Consider the following 16,406-nt stretch of genomic DNA (forward strand, 5'->3'; position numbering starts at 1 on the left):
GTCGTGGCGATCGGCGATCTTTGGACCATTCTTCTCCTGCAGCCGATGCTGAACGGGCTGCTCCTCCTCTACGGCCTGCTGTGGAACAGCTTCGGCCTGGCCATTGTCGCCTTTACGATCATCGTCCGCACGCTCATGCTGCCGCTCACCCTTAAGCAGCTTCGTGCTGCCAAGGCGATGTCGGCGCTCCAGCCAAAAATCCAAGAGCTCCAGAAAAAGTACGGGAAGAATCGTGAAGAGCTGTCAAAGGCGACGATGGCGCTCTACCGGGAGCATGGCGTCAACCCGATCGGCTGCGCCGTCCCAACATTGCTCCAGCTTCCTATCTGGATCGGGCTGTATCAATCGATCCATCTCGCGATGGCAGACCGGCCAGACGCCTTGTACGAGCTGGGCAAATACGTCTATTCCGGTTTCAGCAATATCGCCAGCCTGATCCCGATCAACAATCACTTCTTGTGGATGAACCTCGCCTATCCGGATCAGATCTATCTTCTCGCCATCCTCGTTGCGGGCAGCACCTGGGTGCAGCAGAAGATGATGACGATGCCCACCACTGATCCGCAGCAGCAGCAGATCAATCAGATGATGGGCATCATGATGCCGCTGATGATGGGATTTTTCACCATTAGCTTTCCGAGCGGGCTGGCACTCTATTGGTTCGTCTCGAATATCTACAGCATTGTCGTGCAGTACTTTATCACCGGCTGGGGCTCGCTCCGTCTTCCCTTCGTCGAGCTCGCTCCCGCGCCGGCGGCAGCCACCCTCACCGCGAAGCCCGTGAAGGCCACGCGGAGCGACGAGGCGGGGACAGCAGAAGGCGCGGCGTCGACGCGCCTGACGCCTCCTCCAGTCAACAGTGCCCCAAGCGGCCGGCCCACGCGGAAGACCCACGTGCGCAATCGGAGCGCAAAGCGACCGACGCCACGACGCTAGGAGACAACGCGGCCGCGAGCGCTGCGGCCGCATTCTCCGAGGGAAAACAAGACGATGGAAACCCAGGAGTTCACCGGGAAGACAGTCCGCGACGCCCTTGATGCAGCAGCTGCCGCCTTTGGCGTTCCACGCGACGATCTCGAGTACGAAGTCATCTCGGAAGGACGAGCGGGCATCCTCGGCTTCGGCGCCGAAGACGCCCGGATTCGGGTCGTGGTGCCGAGCGAGGAAGAATACGAAGAGGTCTCAGACGAAGAGGTAATCGAGACGCTGCGCGAGATCGTGTCGCGTCTCCTCGCCTTGATGCAGATTGAGGCCACAATCGCCATCGTCCCGACGCCGCCGAGCGTGTACGACTCCTCGGAGTTCACCGTCAACATCTCGGGCGGCGACCTCGGCGTGCTGATCGGCCGGCGGGGCGAGACGCTCGCAGCCCTGCAGTTCATTGTCAATCTCATGCTGGCGAAACGGCTCGGCGTTCCGGTGCGCGTGGCGGTCGATGTCGAGCAGTATCGCGAGCGGCGGATGCGGTCGATCCAAACGCTCGCCCTCCGGGCCGCCGAGCGGGTCGCTGAGACCAACCGCCCGATCACGCTCGAGGCGATGCCGCCCAACGAGCGGCGCATTGTCCATCTTGCGCTGCGGGAGCACCCAACGGTAACCAGCCAGAGCATCGGCGAAGGAGACAGCCGCAAGGTAATGGTGCTCCCCCGCCGCTAGCGGGGTGCGGAGCCGCGCCCTGCGCTGTCAAGGCGCGGCTCCGGTAGGCCGCTGCCGGCTCGGGTGGAGAGCGGGGGCTCCTCCGTCGGGCGGAAGCGCCTCCCGACGTCGCCCCCTCTCTCTTCTCTTCGCGATGCCGCGTGCTAGGGAGTGGAGAAGCCGTGTCATGACGCCGAACCCTCGTCGCCGGCCGAGAGGAGCGGCTCCTGCCGCGCCGACGGCGAGCCTGAAGGACGACCGGCGCCGGGTTGCGGCCTTGATCGGCGGCGTGATTGTGCTCGGCATCGTGCTCTGGGCGCTGACCTATCGGGCGCAAGAAGTGCCGCTTGCCGGGATCGATGCCGAAGACTATGCCCAAATCGGCCGCCAAATCGCGCAAGGGCAGGGGTTCACCACCCTCTTTCTGCCGCTTAACGGGCTTGCCTGGCTGCTGGAAACCGGCCGGTCGGTGATCCCGCCGTGGCCGAACATCAGCCGCTTTCCGCTCCCGCCCCTGTTCATGGCGGGGGTGTTCAAGGTGGTTGGACCAAGTGACCTTGCTGCCTCGAGCTTCTCGCTGTTCGGCTATCTTCTCGGCATCCCCTTTGCCGTGCTGCTCGGGCGACAGCTCGGTGGAGTGACGCTCGCGGCGCTCGCTGGTTTCCTCTACGCCGTTCATCCCGACGCGCTGCAGCTCAGCATCTCCGCCCTCACCGAGCCGCTCAGTGCCAGTCTCCTCCTCGCTGCGGCTTGGCTGGTGCTCCGCCGCGATGCGCGCTCGCATGCGCTCGCCGGCGCGGTTTTCGGCATCGCCTATTGGAACCGAACGACCCTGCTGCTGCTTGCGCTGCCGGCGCTCATTGTTGTGTGGCGACGAGCAGCTGCGCCGGCCCGCAGCGCCGCGCTCTTCTGCGGACTGGCCGCCGCCTTCGCTGCGCCGTGGATGGCGTTCATGTGGGGGATGACCGGCGACCCCCTCTTCAACCTGCAGAACGCGACTGTCATTCCGTTCGGGACGGAGGGCGGCCCGACTGACTTCCCGTGGTATACCTTCGCGTATGCGCCGAGTGTCGCCCTCGGCCCGCTGCTGGCGAAATGGGCCGGGCAAGTGGCGACGGTCTGGGAGTTATGGCCCGACTCGCTCGGCCCGGTCTATCTGCTCGCGCTGGCGGTGGTCGGCTGGGCCGTCTGCCCCCCGGCCGCCCATGCGCTCCGCTGGCTGGCGCTCGCTTGGCTTGTCCTCCAGGTCGTGGTCTACAGCTTCGCAGGCAACATCACCCGCTTCTACACCATCTTTCTGCCGTTTGTCGAACTGTTTGCGTGCCTCGGTGTGATCTGGATTGCCGGCAAGACCGTCGGCGCCCGCTGGGGAGGAGCGCTCGGTGGCGCGCTCATCCTGCTAGTTGCGCTGCCGAGCATTGGCGCCGTGACGGGACTTCGGCCGTTTGAGGGCAGTCCCAGCCGCAGCGACGCGCTCTCCGCAATTGTCGACGTATCGCTTGACGCTGGCCCCGCGATCGCCGCGGCGACCCGCCCGACGGATCTTGTCCTCTCTAACGTGCCTTGGAGCGTAGCCTGGCGGGCACAACGCCCTGCGGCACCGCTGCCGGCAGACCCGAGCGGGCTCGAAGAGTTCGAGCGGCGCACGGGGCTGCGCGTCGCGGCGCTCTATCTCACGCCGCAGGTCTACATCGTCGGAATGCCGGCGAGCTGGCGCGAGTGGACGCTGCTGCGCGATCGCCTCGAGCCGCCGCCCGGCTTCCGCGTCGAGCGGCGGCTCCTCCACGGCGGCGTGCTCTACCTTCGTAACCCTTCGGGGGAGGGATAGCCTGAAAGTCCTAGTCGGAATGGCGCAGTTCGCCGAGACTGCTTGCTCGTTTACACGCCTGCTTGCCACCCATATACTGCCCGTCACCACTGGCGGGGGCGAGGCATGGCGGATCCCAATTTGCACCAGCTTCGAATCTTCGAGACGGTTGCCAGACTGGGAAACTTCTCGCGCGCGGCTCGCGAGCTGTCGATCACTCAGCCGGCGGTGTCGGTGCAAGTGCAGGAGCTCGAGCGCGCCTTTGGTACCCCCTTGCTCCAGCGGCTTGGACGCAAAATCGTCCCAACCGAAGCGGGCGACCTCGTGCTCCGCTACGCCCGCGAAATTTTCGCGCTTGTTGAGGCGCTCAATGTCGGCATTGCAGAACTGCGCGGCTTGCAGCGCGGGACCGTTCGGCTCGGCGCGTCGCCTTCGTTCGTCGACTATTTCCTCCCGCCTCTCGTGGCGCGGTTTCGAGAAGAATTTCCCGGCATCTCGGTGCGGCTGACGATCGCGGACCCCGACGAGGTGGTGAAGCACGTTCTGAACGGCGAGGTGAGCCTCGGTCTCGCTGCCGAGCCGCGTCCGGACCCCCAAATCGTCGCCTATCCGATCGGTCAGGATGAATTTGTCGTCATCGCGCCCCCGGGGCATCGCTATGAGCGGCGGCGTGCCATCCCCGTTCAGGCGCTGCGGAGCGAACCGTGGATCTTTCGCGAAGCCGGCTCCGAGGCGCGCCTCATTATCGAGCGTGTTGCCAGTCAGCGCGGTCTTGTGCCGACACCGACCTTCGAGCTCTCGAGCACCGAAGCGATCAAGCGCGCAGTGATCGCCGGTCTCGGCATCGCGATTGTGCCCGCCGTCAGCATTGCGTATGAGCTGGCGGCCGGCGCACTCTGCGTCCTTGATGTTCCCGAACTGACGATCAAGCGCCAGCTTGCCATTCTTCACCATCGCATGCACCGCCTGAACAAAGCGGAAGCGACCCTCCTCCAGCTCGCTCGACAGTCGGGGCTGAGCGCTGAGCGCACTGAAAGCGATACGTCTCGTCGGAGGGTTGGAGCGGAAGAGCCCCGCTAACAGCAGCGCTGCGGTGATCACGCTCCTCCCCCTTCTGCCTCCGAGCGGGGAGGGGGACCTTCGACGCGATGGCGGGCCGGTGAGAGCGCAGGAAGGCGTTCGCCGAGCCCTTCGGTCAATTGCGGAGGCACGCGCAGCTCTTCAACTGCCCGGCGCTCTTCCTCTCCTGCCGTCCCGAGCGGCGGTATGCGCTCGCAGAAGCGGCACATTGCGGCAAGAGGCTAAGAAGACGACGAAGAGCGCGCGACGGCTTGAGCAGCTGCGGCGAGGCGCCTCTTCCTCAGCGCTGCCGACCATCGCTCTTGTGTCGCCGCCTGCTGACGCGTGCTGTTCTCCTCGTCTTGCGCCGGCTGGAAAGGCGCTCCGTGAGCGCAGCGCGAAGGTTCTCCCACGCTGCGCCGCCTCGGGTGCGCCATCTTTCAGCGGTGGGCGATGGGAACGAAGGTGCGGCGCCCTGTCGGCTCGGGAGCGGGGATCGGCGCGGGGGTCGGAGTCGGCGGCGACACGCTGCCCCAAAATCCCGCGAGCATGCTGGATGGCCCGCCGCTCGAGAGTCCCGCTACGCTCTGGCCGACCGTTCCAGGCACGGGAAAGGAGCCGCCGCTGCTCAAGCCGCCCCCGGAGCGACGACCTCATCGCCCCGGCTGATCGCCCCCGGCGTCAGTACCCCGCGCGGCGCGGCACCCGTTCCGCCGAACAGGACGTGCGCCGCCGTGAGGGCGGCAAGCCCAAGAGCGAAGATGCGCCCGGCAGTGGCCACCATAACTGGTCTCCTAATAGATGAGGACGGTGATTTGACCGTTCTCACGCGTGCCGTCGTGCCTGAACCGCTTGCAGGCTCCGGCGGGAGGTGCTGTTCCTGCGGTGCACTGGCGCTCCGCTCCAGCCGCGGCCTTACGCCAGCTGCCTCGCTTGACGCTTGCTTGTTCCCTTGGTAGGATGGGGGTGACCTAGCGGCGCGGTCGCGCTGCAGCAGTTGGTCGAGTGATGATCTCGCGCGTGCCTTTCGTCGGCTCAACCGTAGCGGTCAGCGTTCCTCGCGAGGACGCCGAGCGGGTTCGCCGATGACCTCATCGTCCTCCCCGTGGCATGTCTGGCTCGGCGCGTCGCTACGGCGGTTTCTCTTGCTGGCGAGCACGCTCGTCAGCATCATCCTCGCAAGCTGCTGGCTGGTGACGGCGCTCACGCTTTCCCCGCGGCCGGCACCCGCCGCGCCGATCCAGCGCTCGCCGAGCGGCACCGATGAGCCCCCAGCCGAACCGGTCCGCTTTCAGGTCGCCAACACCGGCGGGATTGGCGTCTACATCCGACGGACGCCCGTGCTGAGCGATCACATCCGCGCTTGGCCCGAGGGCGCAGTGATGGAGCAGGTCGGCCCCGACGCCTTTGGTGAAGGCATCCGCTTCATCAACGTGCGCGACCCGGATGGCAATGTCGGATGGGTGCCCGCTGCCTACCTCGTTCCGCTCCCTCCGGAGACCGCACACCGGCCCTAAGCCCTCTTCCGGGGGGCGGAGTGGTGCTCTTCTCTGTTGCTCACCCTCCCTAGGAGCCGTATGCTGCGCGAGCGTGCCCGAGGATCGCCGCGACGAGAGGAGAAGAACGATGACGATCGAGCGGGGTTATGTCGGCCGGCCGGGGTGCCAGACGCACTATCGCGCCGCCGGTGCGGGAGCGCCTGTCCTCATTCTCCACATGACGCCAAGTTCGTCCCTCAGTTGGGAGCCGATGCTGCGCGCCCTCGCCCGCCGCGGCTATCGCGCGGTTGCCCTCGACACGCCGGGATATGGCCTGAGCGACCCATCTTCTGCTGCGCCGACGATCGGGGAGTGGGCGGAGCGGCTGGCTGAGGCGGCAGCCCAGCTGGGGATGCGAGAGTACTTTCTCTTCGGCCACCATACTGGGGCGACCATCGCCGCGACTATCGCCGCTGAGTGGCCGGACCGCGTGCGCAAGCTGGCGCTCTGGGGATACACCGCCTGGCCGCCCGAGGTGATGGCGCGCAACCGCGCCGCGCCCCTCAGCAGCTTTTCCGAGAGCGGACAGGAGCTGCTCGACCGCTGGAACGCCTGGAAGCGTATGGTCGGCGACCGGTTCACCCCTGAGATGGGCATCCGCTATGTCCTAGAGGTGCTCCAAGCCGGTCCCCATTGGAACATCGGTCATCGCGCTGTCGCAATGGTCGATCACGAAGCGCTTGCGCGCCGGGTTGCAGCGCGGACACTGGTGCTCTGCGGTGAGCGCGATGTGCTCTGGCCGTATTGCGGCGACTGCGTCTCTTGGTTCCCAAACGCGGAGGGACGCGTCATCGCGGGCGGCGGAGTCGATGTCTTCGACCAGTTCCCCGAGGAGCTTGCCGCTGCGCTCGACCAGTTTTTCCGTCCCGTCGCGTAGCCGTTCCTCACCGTCCGGCAGCTGCTTCTCACTGCCGACGCCGGCCTGGTCCGGGCAGCGAGAAGGACGGACTGGCCGTCAGGCGGGGCGATGGGGAGCAGAGGGACGCGTCGCGCCTGCCGGCAGCGGCTGAGGCAGCGGCGATGGTGTGCCGGGCGCTTTCCGGACACGCAGCCACCACCAGAGACGCGCCAGCCCGACGAGCACCTTCAGGAGATTGGGAAGGTTGAAGAACTGAGAGACGCCGTAGGCGCGGTGGTAGTGGTTCACCGGCACTTCGACGGTACGAAATCCCGCGTATTGGATCTTCGCCATCATCTCGAGGGCGATCACGCCGCTGTTCTGGGTCAGTTTCACCCGATCGAAAATCGAGCGCCGCATCAGCCGAAAATCGCAGTCGACGTCGTGGATCTTCAGCTGGAAGACGAAGGCCATGGTGTGATGATAGGCCCAGCTGATGAAGCGACGATGGAGCGGGTCGCGCCGCGTCAGTTTGTTGCCCATGACGACATCGACACGCCGACCGGCTGCCTCTTCGCGCTCGAACGCTTCAACGAGAGCGCGCAGCTCGCGCACGTCATACTGCCCGTCGCCATCGGTGTAGAAGATCAATTCGTAGCGGCAGGCGGCAAAGCCGGCGCGGAGCGCACCGCCGTAGCCCAGCGGCTCCCCGAAGCGGATGATGCGCACGCGGCCGCGATCGCGGGGGTCCACCCCATTTTCGCCGTAGAGCCGCTCCAGCTCGTCCAAGACATCCCAGGCATAGTCAACGCTGCCGTTTTCAATGACGATCACCTCATACTCGTCTGCCAGTTCACGGAGCACGACGAGCGCTTCAATCACCATCGAGGCGATCGTCCCGGCGTCATTGAAGCAGGGAAAGAAGGCGGAGATCCGGCGCGGCTGTCGGTTCGTCACATCATCCTCCGAGGCCGGCGGAATGATATCGGGTCGCGCGCTTGGCGCGTAGGGGCGCTCACGCCTCGATTCCGAGCCGGCGGGCAAGTCCAGTCAGATCTTCGTCAGAGTAGAAGTGAATGATGAGCCGCCCGCCTTTCTTCCCCCGAGCAAGCTCGACCTTCGTGCCGAGCGCGTCGCGCAGCCGCTCGGCGAGCGTGCTCCAGGCGAGGTCGGGCTCGGCAGGCGGGGCAGGGGGCGCAGGAGGTCGGCGCGCTTCCTGCTCTGCGCGTCGGACTGTCCATCCTTCTGCGACGGCGCGGCGCGCCAGCGCAACGAGCCGCTGCTCGTCGTCGACCATGAGCAAGGCGCGCGCATGCCCCTCGCTCAGCGCGCCGCTGGCAACCAGCTCGCGCGCCTCGGCGGGCAGCCGCAGCAGCCGGAGCGTATTTGCAACGGCGGAGCGCGAGCGGCCGACGCGAGCCGCGACTTGCTCTTGGGTCAAGCCGAACTCCTCGACCAGCTGACGAAACGCGGCAGCTTCTTCAAGCGGGCTGAGGTCGGCGCGCTGGATGTTCTCAACTAGCGCCCACTCAAGCACCTGCTGCTCGCTTGCTTCTTTGATAACGACCGGCACGCGCTCGAGCCCCGCCAGCTTCGCGGCGTGCCAGCGCCGCTCGCCGGCGATGATCTGATAGGTGGCAGGGCGGCCGGGCTCGCGAGCGACTTCGGTGACAATGAGTGGCTGGAGCACCCCATGCTGGCGAATGCTTTCGGCGAGGTCAGCGAGCGCCTCGGGGTCGAGATGAGCGCGCGGCTGGCGCGGGTTGGGCACGATCAGATCGATATCGACGTCGCGGAGCTGGCTCTCCCCGGGCGGCAGGAGAGCGGCCAACCCGCGCCCAAGCCCCCCTTTCGGCTTCACCGCACTCCCCCTGCTGTCCCTTCAAGCCGGGCAACCAGTTCTTCGGCGAGCGCATTGTACGCAGCGGCGCCTCGGCTCGCCGGATCGTATTCGAGGATGGTCTGGCCGAAGCTCGGCGCTTCGCCCAGCCGGATGGTGCGGGGGATGGCGACATGGAAGGTGTTTGGGAAGTGGCTCCGCACTTCGTCCGCCACTTGCTGCGAGAGGTTTGTCCGGCTGTCGTACATTGTCAGCACTAGCCCCGCAACCTGCAGCGCGGGGTTGGCGCGCCGACGGACAAGCTCGATCGTCCGCATCAGCTGGGCGAGCCCTTCGAGGGCAAGGTATTCACACTGGACAGGAATGAGCACGGCGTCAGCGGCGACAAGCGCGTTTGCGGTCAGCACGCCGAGCGACGGGGGGCAGTCGAGGAGTGTGTAGTCCCAGCGCAGCGCGGTCGGCCGGATCAGCTCGCGAAAGCGGGTCTCGAAGGCGCCGGCTTCCACGAGTTCCACCTCAGCGCCGGCAAGGGTGGGCGAAGAGGGCGCAAGGTCGAGCCCCTCGATTGCGGTGCGCAGGATGATCTCCTCAAACGCAAACTCGCCGGTCAGCACTTCATACAGCGAGCGCCCTTCGACCCGCCGCCGGTCGACCCCAAGCGAGGTGGTCGCATTGGCCTGCGGGTCACAGTCGACAACAAGCACCGACCGGCCGAGGCGCGTGAGATAGGCGCCGAGGTTGACCGAGGTCGTCGTCTTGCCGACGCCCCCCTTCTGATTGGCGACTGCAAGGATCATGCCGCCTCCGCTACTCGTGCCGCGATCGCGGCGCGGCGTGGTAAGCCCTCCCCCGCCACCCAGATCGCTGCCGCTGCGTTGCCGAACTGCGCCGCCTCGCGGGGATCGCCGGTCTCCGCGAGCCGGATGGCGAACGCTGCCGCGAAGACATCGCCCGCGCCAGTCGGATGCCGCTCGGCGATGGGAAGAGCGGGCAGCGAGATCGAGACGCCATCGTGAAAGAGGGTGACGCCGCCCCGCCCGCGCGTTACCGCAACGACCCGGCAGCGGCGGGCCACCTCGCGCGCAGCCGCCTCGTCGCCGCCGAGGTCTTCGATCGACAGGGTCGCTGCCGCCGCTTGCTCGAGCGCCACGCTCGCAGGAAGCGGACGGGGAGAGACGTGCCCCTGTTCGTCCCAGGCGCGGAGCCACCCTTGAAGACAGGCGACGACCAAACTGTCGGGGAAGGCGTTTACAAGGGAAGGGGGAAGCTCATCGCACAGTGGCGTCAGCACCACGATCGGCGCCGCGCGCCACGCGAGCGGTACGTCGTCAAGCGTGAGGGGAGCGGCGCGGGCAAGCAGGGTCTGCCGACGGCCCTCCGGCGTGTAGACATTCGCAAAGACGGTGGTCCGGCTCGGCTTGACGGTCATTCGCCCAGGGACTTGGCCGAGGAGGTCGCGCACGTCGCCGCTGGTCACGATGGCCGGTCGTTTTCCAAGGGCATAGGCAGTCTGCGCGGCAAACACCACGCCTCCACCGAGTGTCCATCCCCCGGGCGCGAGGTCGCGCGTAGCGTGGCCGAGAGCAAGGAAGTCCGGCACGTACATCGGGCAGCGGAGGATTATCGCCGCTCGCCGGCAGCAGCCGCAATCCCGCCTTGCCGCCTCAGCGCGCAGTTCAGTACCCTCTTCAGCGCCGACGGTAGATCTTTCAGCTGAGGACGCGATGTTCGACTTTACGCCGATCCACAGGCGCGAGAAGACGGTCGTCGATCTCGCTGCCACGCTAACAAAAGAGGACCTGCGAGTCATCACCAACGAGATGATCGACGACTATCTCGCGGCGATTGCCGATGCCGAGGATGAGGATGTTGTCTTTGTGCCGGAGGATCCAGAAGCGTACGACCCCGGGGCGAAGACGCCGGAGGAGCAGCGGATGCCGTGGACGCTCGGGCATGTGATCGTCCACACGACCGCCGGCTCGGAGGAGGCGGCGTTCCTTGCTGCTGAGCTGGCCCGCGGCGTCGAGCTGCACGGCCGGTCGCGCTACGAAGTGCCTTGGACGACAATGAAAACCGTCGCCCAGCTCCGTCACCGGCTAGAAGAGAGTCGGCGGATGCGCCTCGCCAGTCTCGACATGTGGCCTGATGAGCCGCACCTTGACGTCTACTACGTGGCGCAGCCGCCTTCGCCGAACGCCGGACTGAAGGTGAACGCGGTCGCGCGCTTTCTTCAAGGACTAGTGCACGAAGACTCCCATCGCGCTCAAGTGCGGGAGATTCTCCGCCAAGCCCGGGAAGCGCGCGCTTCCTCGCGGCGCTGAGCCTCCCACAGAGGCAGCTCAGGGGGCATGGACGATTGCCTCGATCTCGACGCACGCGCCGCCGGGCAGAGAAGCAACCCCGACCGCGGCGCGGGCATGGCGCCCTGACTCGCCGAAGAGGGCGATCAGCAAGTCTGATGCCCCGTTGGCAACGCGCGGGTGATCGACCAGGTCGTCGGTGCAGTTCACGAGGCAGAGCAGGCGGACAATGCGCTGGATGCGGCGGAGTTCGCCCAGCTCGGCTTTCAAGCTTGCGAGGATGGCGAGCGCGGCGCGGCGGGCAGCGTCATACCCCTCCTCGACCGTGAGATCGCGCCCTACTTTGCCGGCGACGATGCTGCCGTCGTCGCGGATCGCGACATGGCCGGCGACAAAGAGCAGCTCCCCAAGGCGGACTACGGGGAGATAGCTGGCGCGTGGAGCGCGCATTGGAGGCAGGCTGAGGCCGAGGGCGGCGAGCCGCTCTTCTGGGGTCATCGATTGCCTCCGAGGGCAGAACTCGCTGAGGTCAGGCCACCACGCCGAGATAGCTCTGCACCAGGTCGGGGCTCGCAAGCAGCTCCTGGCCGGTGCCGGAGAGCACAACCCGGCCGCGCTGCAGGACGTAGGCGCGATGCGCCACCTCGAGCGCGGCGGTTGCGAGCTGCTCCACGAGGAGAACCGTGACCCCGCTGGCGTTCAGGCGGCGGATCGCGTCCATCACTTCGCGGACGAGCAGCGGCGCCAAGCCGAGCGACGGTTCATCGAGCGCGATGCAGCGCGGCTCGCTCATCAGCCCCCGCGAGATGGCGAGCATCTGCTGCTCACCGCCGGAGAGGGTGCCGGCGAGCTGGCGGCGGCGCTCGGCGAGGCGGGGAAAGCGGCGAAACTCGCGCTCAAGCAGCGCGGGCAGCTTCGAGCGGTCGCGCAGAGACCAGGCGCCGAGCAGCAGGTTTTCCTCAACCGTCTGGTCGGCGAAGATGCCGCGCCCTTGCGGGACGTGAACAAAGCCTGCGCGAGCGATCCGGCTAGGCCGCCAGCCGGTGATCTCCTGCCCCGCGAAGAAGACCCGCCCCTTCGTTACGGGCGCAAGACCGGTCGCGGCGCGCAAAGTGGTCGTCTTGCCTGCCCCATTCGCTCCGATGAGCGCGACAGTCTCCCCTTCGTTGACCTCGAGGGAGACGTCTTGCAGCGCGGCAATCGGGCCGTAGTGCACGCTGATGCCGTCGAGGGACAGCAGGGTGCTCATCGTGCTGCCGCCTCGCCGACGCCGCCGGTCGGCGCGCCAAGATACGCTTCGATCACTTTCGGGTCGGTAAGCACCTCGGTTGGCGTGCCTTCGGCGATCTTTTTGCCGAAATCGAGCACCGAGACACGGTGGCACAGCGATTCAATAACGTCCATATGATGCTCGATAACGAGTACCGTCACCCCTGCGTCTCGCAGCCGCAGGAGGATATCGATGACGCGGTCGATCTCAGCGGGATTCATGCCGCCCGCCGGCTCGTCGAGGATGAGGAGCACCGGGCCGACAGCAAGGCAGCGCGCGATTTCGAGCAACTTTTGGAGGCCATAGGGCAGACTGCCGGCTGGGGCGAGCGCTCGGTCGGCGAGACCGAAATATTCGAGAATGCCTAGGGCACGCGCTGCTGCTCGCCGCTCTTCCTCGACTGCCCAGCCGGTGCGGAAGAGATGATGGAGAAAGCCCCGCCGCAAGGAGGTGTGGAAGCCGACCATCACGTTTTCGATAACGGTCAAGTCACGGAAAAGCTGAGGCGCTTGGAAGGTGCGGACAACGCCCAGTTTGGCGATCGTATGCGCCGGCAGCCGCTCGATCGACCGGCCGAGCAGGACGACCTTCCCGCCGCTCGGCTGGTAGAAGCCCGTCATGACATTGACGAGTGTGCTCTTGCCGGAGCCATTAGGCCCGATCAGTCCGTGGATCGCGCGCGGCGCGATCGCGAGGTCGACCTCATCGACCGCGCGTAGTCCGCCGAACAGTCGGCTGAGGCGCTTCGCTTCGAGGATCGGTCCGCTCCCATGGCCGTCGGGCTGCCGGACCGCAGGGCTCCACGGCGTCGCGCTTGGGAGATGAAAGCGGCCCGTGAGACGGCTGCCGAGGTCGCGGAAGGCGCCGATGCTGCCGGCGATCCCGCGCGGCAACAGCAGCATCACAAGCACAAGCAGCACCCCCCGGATGCCCTGCTGATACTCATGGATCGGCGCGAGCACCTGGGGGAGCGCGGAGAGAACAATGGTCCCGACGATCGGGCCGTAGACTGTGCCGAGGCCGCCGAGCACCGCTGCCAGCAGATAGTTCAGCGATTCGGCGACGACAAAGCTATCGCTATTCAGGAAGGGATTGCGATAGCCGGTGAACACCCCAGCGAGCCCGGCGAGATATGCCGAGAGGACGAAGGCGCCCACCTTCCAGCGCGCGACGTTGATCCCGAGCGACTCCGCAGCGGCCGGCGATTCGCGGATGGCGATCAGAGTGCGCCCCCAACGCGAGCTGATCACGTTGCTGACGAGGGCGTGGGCGATTAGGGCAGTAAAGGCGACGAGGTAATAGAAGGCGCGCGTGTCGAAACGGAAGTCGCCGATTGTCGGGCGAGGAATGGCCGAGATACCCATGGGTCCGCCCGTGACAGGAACCCACGTGCTCGCGACTTGCCAGACAACAAGGCCGAAGGCAGCCGTGATCATGACAAGGAAGGGGCCGCGCGAGCGGATCGCCGGGATCGCGATCAAGGCGCCGGCGAGCGCCGCTGCCAAGGGGCCAACCAGCAGCCCGACCCAGAAGCTTTGGCCGAAGTTCTTGCCGAGCAGCACCGCAACATACGCCCCGATCGCGACGAAGCCGGCTTGGCCGAAGGAGGCGATCCCGGCATAGCCCATCAGCACGTTGAGACCGAGGACGACGAGATAGGTGATCGCGATGCCCTGAAAAACGGTGAGGTAGTAGTTGTTGTTGAAGATAACGGGCAGCAGGGCGATGATGACCGCCGCGATCACGAAGCGCAGCAGGGCAGCCCGGTCGACGCTGAAGATCGGCAGGAGGGGCGTTTGCTCCGCCCACGCAGGTTTAGCCACACTGGCCTCGCATCAGACTTTCTCTACTGCGGCGCGGCCGAACAGCCCAGCAGGCCGGACGCCGAGGAAGATGATGATCAGCGCCAGCAGCGCGGCCTCGCGCCAAGGACCGATCGCGTAGGAGAGGCCGGCTTCGGTGATGCCAAGCAGGACGGCGGCGACGACGATCCCCCAGGGGTTGCCGATACCGCCGATAATCGCGGCGATAAACGCCTTAATCAGCAAGTTCAAGCCCATGTAGGCGTTGACGTTAGTGATCGGACCGACAAGGCTGCCGGCAAGGCCGGCAAGGGCCCCCGAGAGCGCGTAGGCGCCGACCGCCATCCACCGCGAGTCGATGCCCATCAGCTCGGCAGCCTCGCGGTTGAAAGCGACAGCGCGAAAGGCGCGGCCGAGCTGCGTCCGCTCCAGGACGAGAAGGAGCAGGCCGACCACCATCACGGCGGCGATGATGACGAACACCTCTTGGGCGAGCAGTCCGGCAGGGCCAAGTTGGACTACTCCCTCGCCGAACGGCTTCGGAAAGCGCACGGTCTCGCGCGTCCAAATGACCGACATCGCATTCAGAAAAATGAAGGCGACGCCGGCAGTGCTGACCAGCCACTCGTGGCGCTCGGGGCCGCCGCTCACCGGGGCGACAGCGACGCGCTCGATGATGATGGCTAGCACAGCGCAGCCGACGATCCCGACGAACACGCCGATTGGAAACCCGATCGCCAATGGAGCGGCGAGCGCTCCAATGACCGAGAGCGCTAGAAACGCGCCGAACACGGTCAACTCGCCCTGAGCGAAGTTGAAGGTGCGGGTCGCCGCGAAGGTGATGTAAATCCCTTGGGCGACGACGGCGTAAATCGCCCCGAGCGCCAAACCCGAAAGGATGAACTGAAGGACAATCTCCATGCAGGTCCTTCCCGCGAGCGTCGTTTTCGGCCGGCGGCCCGCTTTCGCGCGCGTCTCAGCGCGCGTTGACGGCGCGTCGTCTCGCGCTGGCGCTAGCGAGGCGCCCTACTGGGCGGTCACGATCACGCCGTTGCGCCACTCGCCCATAAAGTACATCTCCTCCCGGTCGAGCGCCTCGTGGTCGGTCTTCGAGAAGGGCGCGTCATTGACGCGGGTCACCCCCTTGTACCCGGTGAGCGACTCGAGCGCCGCGACGATCTTTGCCCCCTCCGTCGACTGGGCCTTGGCGATCGCTTTCAGCAGCAGCATCGTGCCGTCGTAGCCTTGGGCGCTGTTCAGGGGGAAGAGCGATTCCTTGTACTTCTCGAGCAGCCGCTCGTTCAGCGCGCGCGCTTCGGGGCTGTGGTCGACGGTGAACGACTGGACGAAGGGGATGCCGCGCAGCAGGTCTTCGCCGGCAAGCCGGTAGAGCGCAGGCTGGCTCCAGCCCCAGTTGCCGAAGAACTTGAGCGGGCTGTTGATCTTGCGGGCGCTGTTCAAGATCGCGGTCGTCTCCGGGGCGAAGGTGTAGAGAATGACCGCTTCGCAGCCTGCCGCTTGGATGCGCTGCAGCTGCGCGGTCGCATCGGTATCGCCGGGGGTGATCGTCTCGGTGGCGCAGGGGCGGGCGCCGAGGTCGCTCAAGGAGGCAGTGGCATCGGCGGTGCCCTGCTGGCCGTAGCCGGTCGTGTCGCCGATGATAGCGATGCGGTTCAACTGGACATTGCGCCGGTCGCGCATGAATTTGAAGGCAACGAGCGCTTGCACGCGGTCGAGCATCCGAACGCCGAAGATGTAGTTGATCGGTTCCCTCGCGTAGCGGTTGGTGATCTCGAGAACGCCCCCGCCCGTTGCCATTACGGGCACGCCTGCAGCCTGAGCGACGTCGATCGCGGCGAGTGCCGAGCCGGAGAAGTTGTAGCCGACAATGCCGGCCACACGGTCGACGTTGATCAGCCGCTGCGTCAGTTCGACGGCGCGCTGCGGGCGCATCTCGTCGTCGTAGATGACAGGGATCACCTTCCTGCCGCCGAAGCCGCCGGCGTTATTCCAGTCTTCGATCGCCAGTTCGAAGCCGCGCATGTTGGCGGTGGAGGAGTCGTTGAGGGCGCCGGTCATCGAACTGATGAAGCCGATCTTCACCTCGCCGGGCATCGGCGGGCCAGGCTGGACAGGAACGATCGTCCGGACATTTGGATTGACTGTCGGCACGGTCGCGCCGCCGGTGGTGGTCGTCGGGCCGCCGGGCTGACAAGCGGCGAGCACCACGCCCGCCGCGACAACGCCGCCAAGAAATTGACGCCAACCCCAAGGAACCATCTCTCTTCTCCCCTCATGGAGCCGGGCTCCGTCTCGC

General features: G+C 66.3%; 17 protein-coding genes. 7 read left to right on the forward strand and 10 right to left on the reverse strand.

What is annotated here, in order from left to right:
- Window positions 1-3: 3 nt before the first annotated feature.
- The 4 genes from NZ773_15180 (at window position 4) to NZ773_15195 (ending at window position 4,522) form a co-directional block, all read left to right on the forward strand.
- Entirely contained in the window at window positions 4-936 is a 933-nt protein-coding gene (locus NZ773_15180; GenBank protein MCS6803268.1) for a YidC/Oxa1 family membrane protein insertase, read from the forward strand.
- 54 nt (window positions 937-990) lie between these two features.
- Entirely contained in the window at window positions 991-1,656 is a 666-nt protein-coding gene (locus NZ773_15185; GenBank protein ID MCS6803269.1) for a protein jag, read from the forward strand.
- A 166-nt stretch (window positions 1,657-1,822) separates the two neighbouring features.
- Window positions 1,823-3,463 carry a glycosyltransferase family 39 protein gene (locus tag NZ773_15190; protein MCS6803270.1) on the forward strand — a complete coding sequence of 547 codons (1,641 nt, stop codon included), beginning with the start codon at window positions 1,823-1,825 and terminating at the stop codon, window positions 3,461-3,463.
- A gap of 120 nt (window positions 3,464-3,583) precedes the next feature.
- On the forward strand, window positions 3,584-4,522 hold the full coding sequence (locus NZ773_15195) for a LysR family transcriptional regulator (protein ID MCS6803271.1): 939 nt from the start codon (window positions 3,584-3,586) through the stop codon (window positions 4,520-4,522).
- Window positions 4,523-5,129: 607 nt separating this feature from the next.
- Here the strand turns inward: NZ773_15195 and NZ773_15200 are convergent.
- On the reverse strand, window positions 5,130-5,285 hold the full coding sequence (locus NZ773_15200; GenBank protein MCS6803272.1) for a hypothetical protein: 156 nt from the start codon (window positions 5,283-5,285) through the stop codon (window positions 5,130-5,132).
- Window positions 5,286-5,586: 301 nt separating this feature from the next.
- Here NZ773_15200 and NZ773_15205 point away from each other — a divergent pair, with 301 nt between their 5' ends.
- On the forward strand, window positions 5,587-6,018 hold the full coding sequence (locus NZ773_15205) for a hypothetical protein (GenBank protein MCS6803273.1): 432 nt from the start codon (window positions 5,587-5,589) through the stop codon (window positions 6,016-6,018).
- 109 nt (window positions 6,019-6,127) lie between these two features.
- Window positions 6,128-6,916, forward strand: a complete 789-nt coding sequence (locus tag NZ773_15210; GenBank protein ID MCS6803274.1) for an alpha/beta hydrolase — start codon at window positions 6,128-6,130, stop codon at window positions 6,914-6,916.
- Between the two features lie 78 nt (window positions 6,917-6,994).
- Here the strand turns inward: NZ773_15210 and NZ773_15215 are convergent, their stop codons facing one another.
- From NZ773_15215 to NZ773_15230, 4 genes are read right to left on the reverse strand one after another with little or no spacing between them, the layout of a single operon-like run.
- On the reverse strand, window positions 6,995-7,834 hold the full coding sequence (locus tag NZ773_15215; GenBank protein ID MCS6803275.1) for a glycosyltransferase family 2 protein: 840 nt from the start codon (window positions 7,832-7,834) through the stop codon (window positions 6,995-6,997).
- Between the two features lie 58 nt (window positions 7,835-7,892).
- On the reverse strand, window positions 7,893-8,738 hold the full coding sequence (locus NZ773_15220) for a ParB/RepB/Spo0J family partition protein (protein ID MCS6803276.1): 846 nt from the start codon (window positions 8,736-8,738) through the stop codon (window positions 7,893-7,895).
- Window positions 8,735-9,514, reverse strand: coding sequence for a ParA family protein (locus tag NZ773_15225; GenBank protein MCS6803277.1), 780 nt, complete (start codon window positions 9,512-9,514; stop codon window positions 8,735-8,737). Before NZ773_15225 ends, NZ773_15220 begins: the two co-directional genes overlap by 4 nt.
- The gene (locus NZ773_15230) at window positions 9,511-10,323 is read right to left on the reverse strand and encodes a PfkB family carbohydrate kinase (GenBank protein ID MCS6803278.1); all 813 of its coding nucleotides are present in this window, start codon (window positions 10,321-10,323) and stop codon (window positions 9,511-9,513) included. The genes NZ773_15225 and NZ773_15230 overlap by 4 nt, the downstream gene beginning before the upstream one ends.
- Window positions 10,324-10,441: 118 nt before the next feature.
- Between NZ773_15230 and NZ773_15235 the strand changes: the two genes are divergently transcribed.
- Entirely contained in the window at window positions 10,442-11,038 is a 597-nt protein-coding gene (locus tag NZ773_15235; GenBank protein ID MCS6803279.1) for a DinB family protein, read from the forward strand.
- A gap of 18 nt (window positions 11,039-11,056) precedes the next feature.
- Here NZ773_15235 and NZ773_15240 read toward each other — a convergent pair whose 3' ends face one another.
- The 5 genes from NZ773_15240 to NZ773_15260 form a co-directional block, all read right to left on the reverse strand.
- Window positions 11,057-11,515 (reverse strand): RidA family protein, encoded by a 459-nt coding sequence (locus NZ773_15240; protein ID MCS6803280.1) that lies wholly within the window; start codon window positions 11,513-11,515, stop codon window positions 11,057-11,059.
- Window positions 11,516-11,546: 31 nt separating this feature from the next.
- The gene (locus NZ773_15245) at window positions 11,547-12,266 is read right to left on the reverse strand and encodes an ABC transporter ATP-binding protein (GenBank protein MCS6803281.1); all 720 of its coding nucleotides are present in this window, start codon (window positions 12,264-12,266) and stop codon (window positions 11,547-11,549) included.
- Window positions 12,263-14,110, reverse strand: a complete 1,848-nt coding sequence (locus NZ773_15250; protein MCS6803282.1) for a branched-chain amino acid ABC transporter ATP-binding protein/permease — start codon at window positions 14,108-14,110, stop codon at window positions 12,263-12,265. The genes NZ773_15245 and NZ773_15250 overlap by 4 nt, the downstream gene beginning before the upstream one ends.
- A gap of 12 nt (window positions 14,111-14,122) precedes the next feature.
- Window positions 14,123-15,010 (reverse strand): branched-chain amino acid ABC transporter permease, encoded by an 888-nt coding sequence (locus tag NZ773_15255; GenBank protein MCS6803283.1) that lies wholly within the window; start codon window positions 15,008-15,010, stop codon window positions 14,123-14,125.
- Window positions 15,011-15,115: 105 nt separating this feature from the next.
- A complete protein-coding gene (locus tag NZ773_15260; GenBank protein ID MCS6803284.1) occupies window positions 15,116-16,369 on the reverse strand; it encodes an ABC transporter substrate-binding protein in 1,254 nt (417 codons plus the stop codon).
- Window positions 16,370-16,406 lie beyond the last annotated feature (37 nt).

The sequence above is a fragment of the Dehalococcoidia bacterium genome, from assembly GCA_025054935.1.
Taxonomy (GTDB): domain Bacteria; phylum Chloroflexota; class Dehalococcoidia; order SpSt-223; family SpSt-223; genus JANWZD01.

Coding starts and splice junctions, on each gene's coding strand:
- NZ773_15185 (MCS6803269.1), top strand. CDS start 991: ATGGAAACCCAGGAGTTCACCGGGAAGACAGTCCGCGACGCCCTTGAT.
- NZ773_15190 (MCS6803270.1), top strand. CDS start 1,823: ATGACGCCGAACCCTCGTCGCCGGCCGAGAGGAGCGGCTCCTGCCGCG.
- NZ773_15200 (MCS6803272.1), bottom strand. CDS start 5,285: ATGGTGGCCACTGCCGGGCGCATCTTCGCTCTTGGGCTTGCCGCCCTC.
- NZ773_15205 (MCS6803273.1), top strand. CDS start 5,587: ATGACCTCATCGTCCTCCCCGTGGCATGTCTGGCTCGGCGCGTCGCTA.
- NZ773_15210 (MCS6803274.1), top strand. CDS start 6,128: ATGACGATCGAGCGGGGTTATGTCGGCCGGCCGGGGTGCCAGACGCAC.
- NZ773_15225 (MCS6803277.1), bottom strand. CDS start 9,514: ATGATCCTTGCAGTCGCCAATCAGAAGGGGGGCGTCGGCAAGACGACG.
- NZ773_15230 (MCS6803278.1), bottom strand. CDS start 10,323: ATGTACGTGCCGGACTTCCTTGCTCTCGGCCACGCTACGCGCGACCTC.
- NZ773_15235 (MCS6803279.1), top strand. CDS start 10,442: ATGTTCGACTTTACGCCGATCCACAGGCGCGAGAAGACGGTCGTCGAT.
- NZ773_15240 (MCS6803280.1), bottom strand. CDS start 11,515: ATGACCCCAGAAGAGCGGCTCGCCGCCCTCGGCCTCAGCCTGCCTCCA.
- NZ773_15245 (MCS6803281.1), bottom strand. CDS start 12,266: ATGAGCACCCTGCTGTCCCTCGACGGCATCAGCGTGCACTACGGCCCG.
- NZ773_15255 (MCS6803283.1), bottom strand. CDS start 15,010: ATGGAGATTGTCCTTCAGTTCATCCTTTCGGGTTTGGCGCTCGGGGCG.
- NZ773_15260 (MCS6803284.1), bottom strand. CDS start 16,369: ATGGTTCCTTGGGGTTGGCGTCAATTTCTTGGCGGCGTTGTCGCGGCG.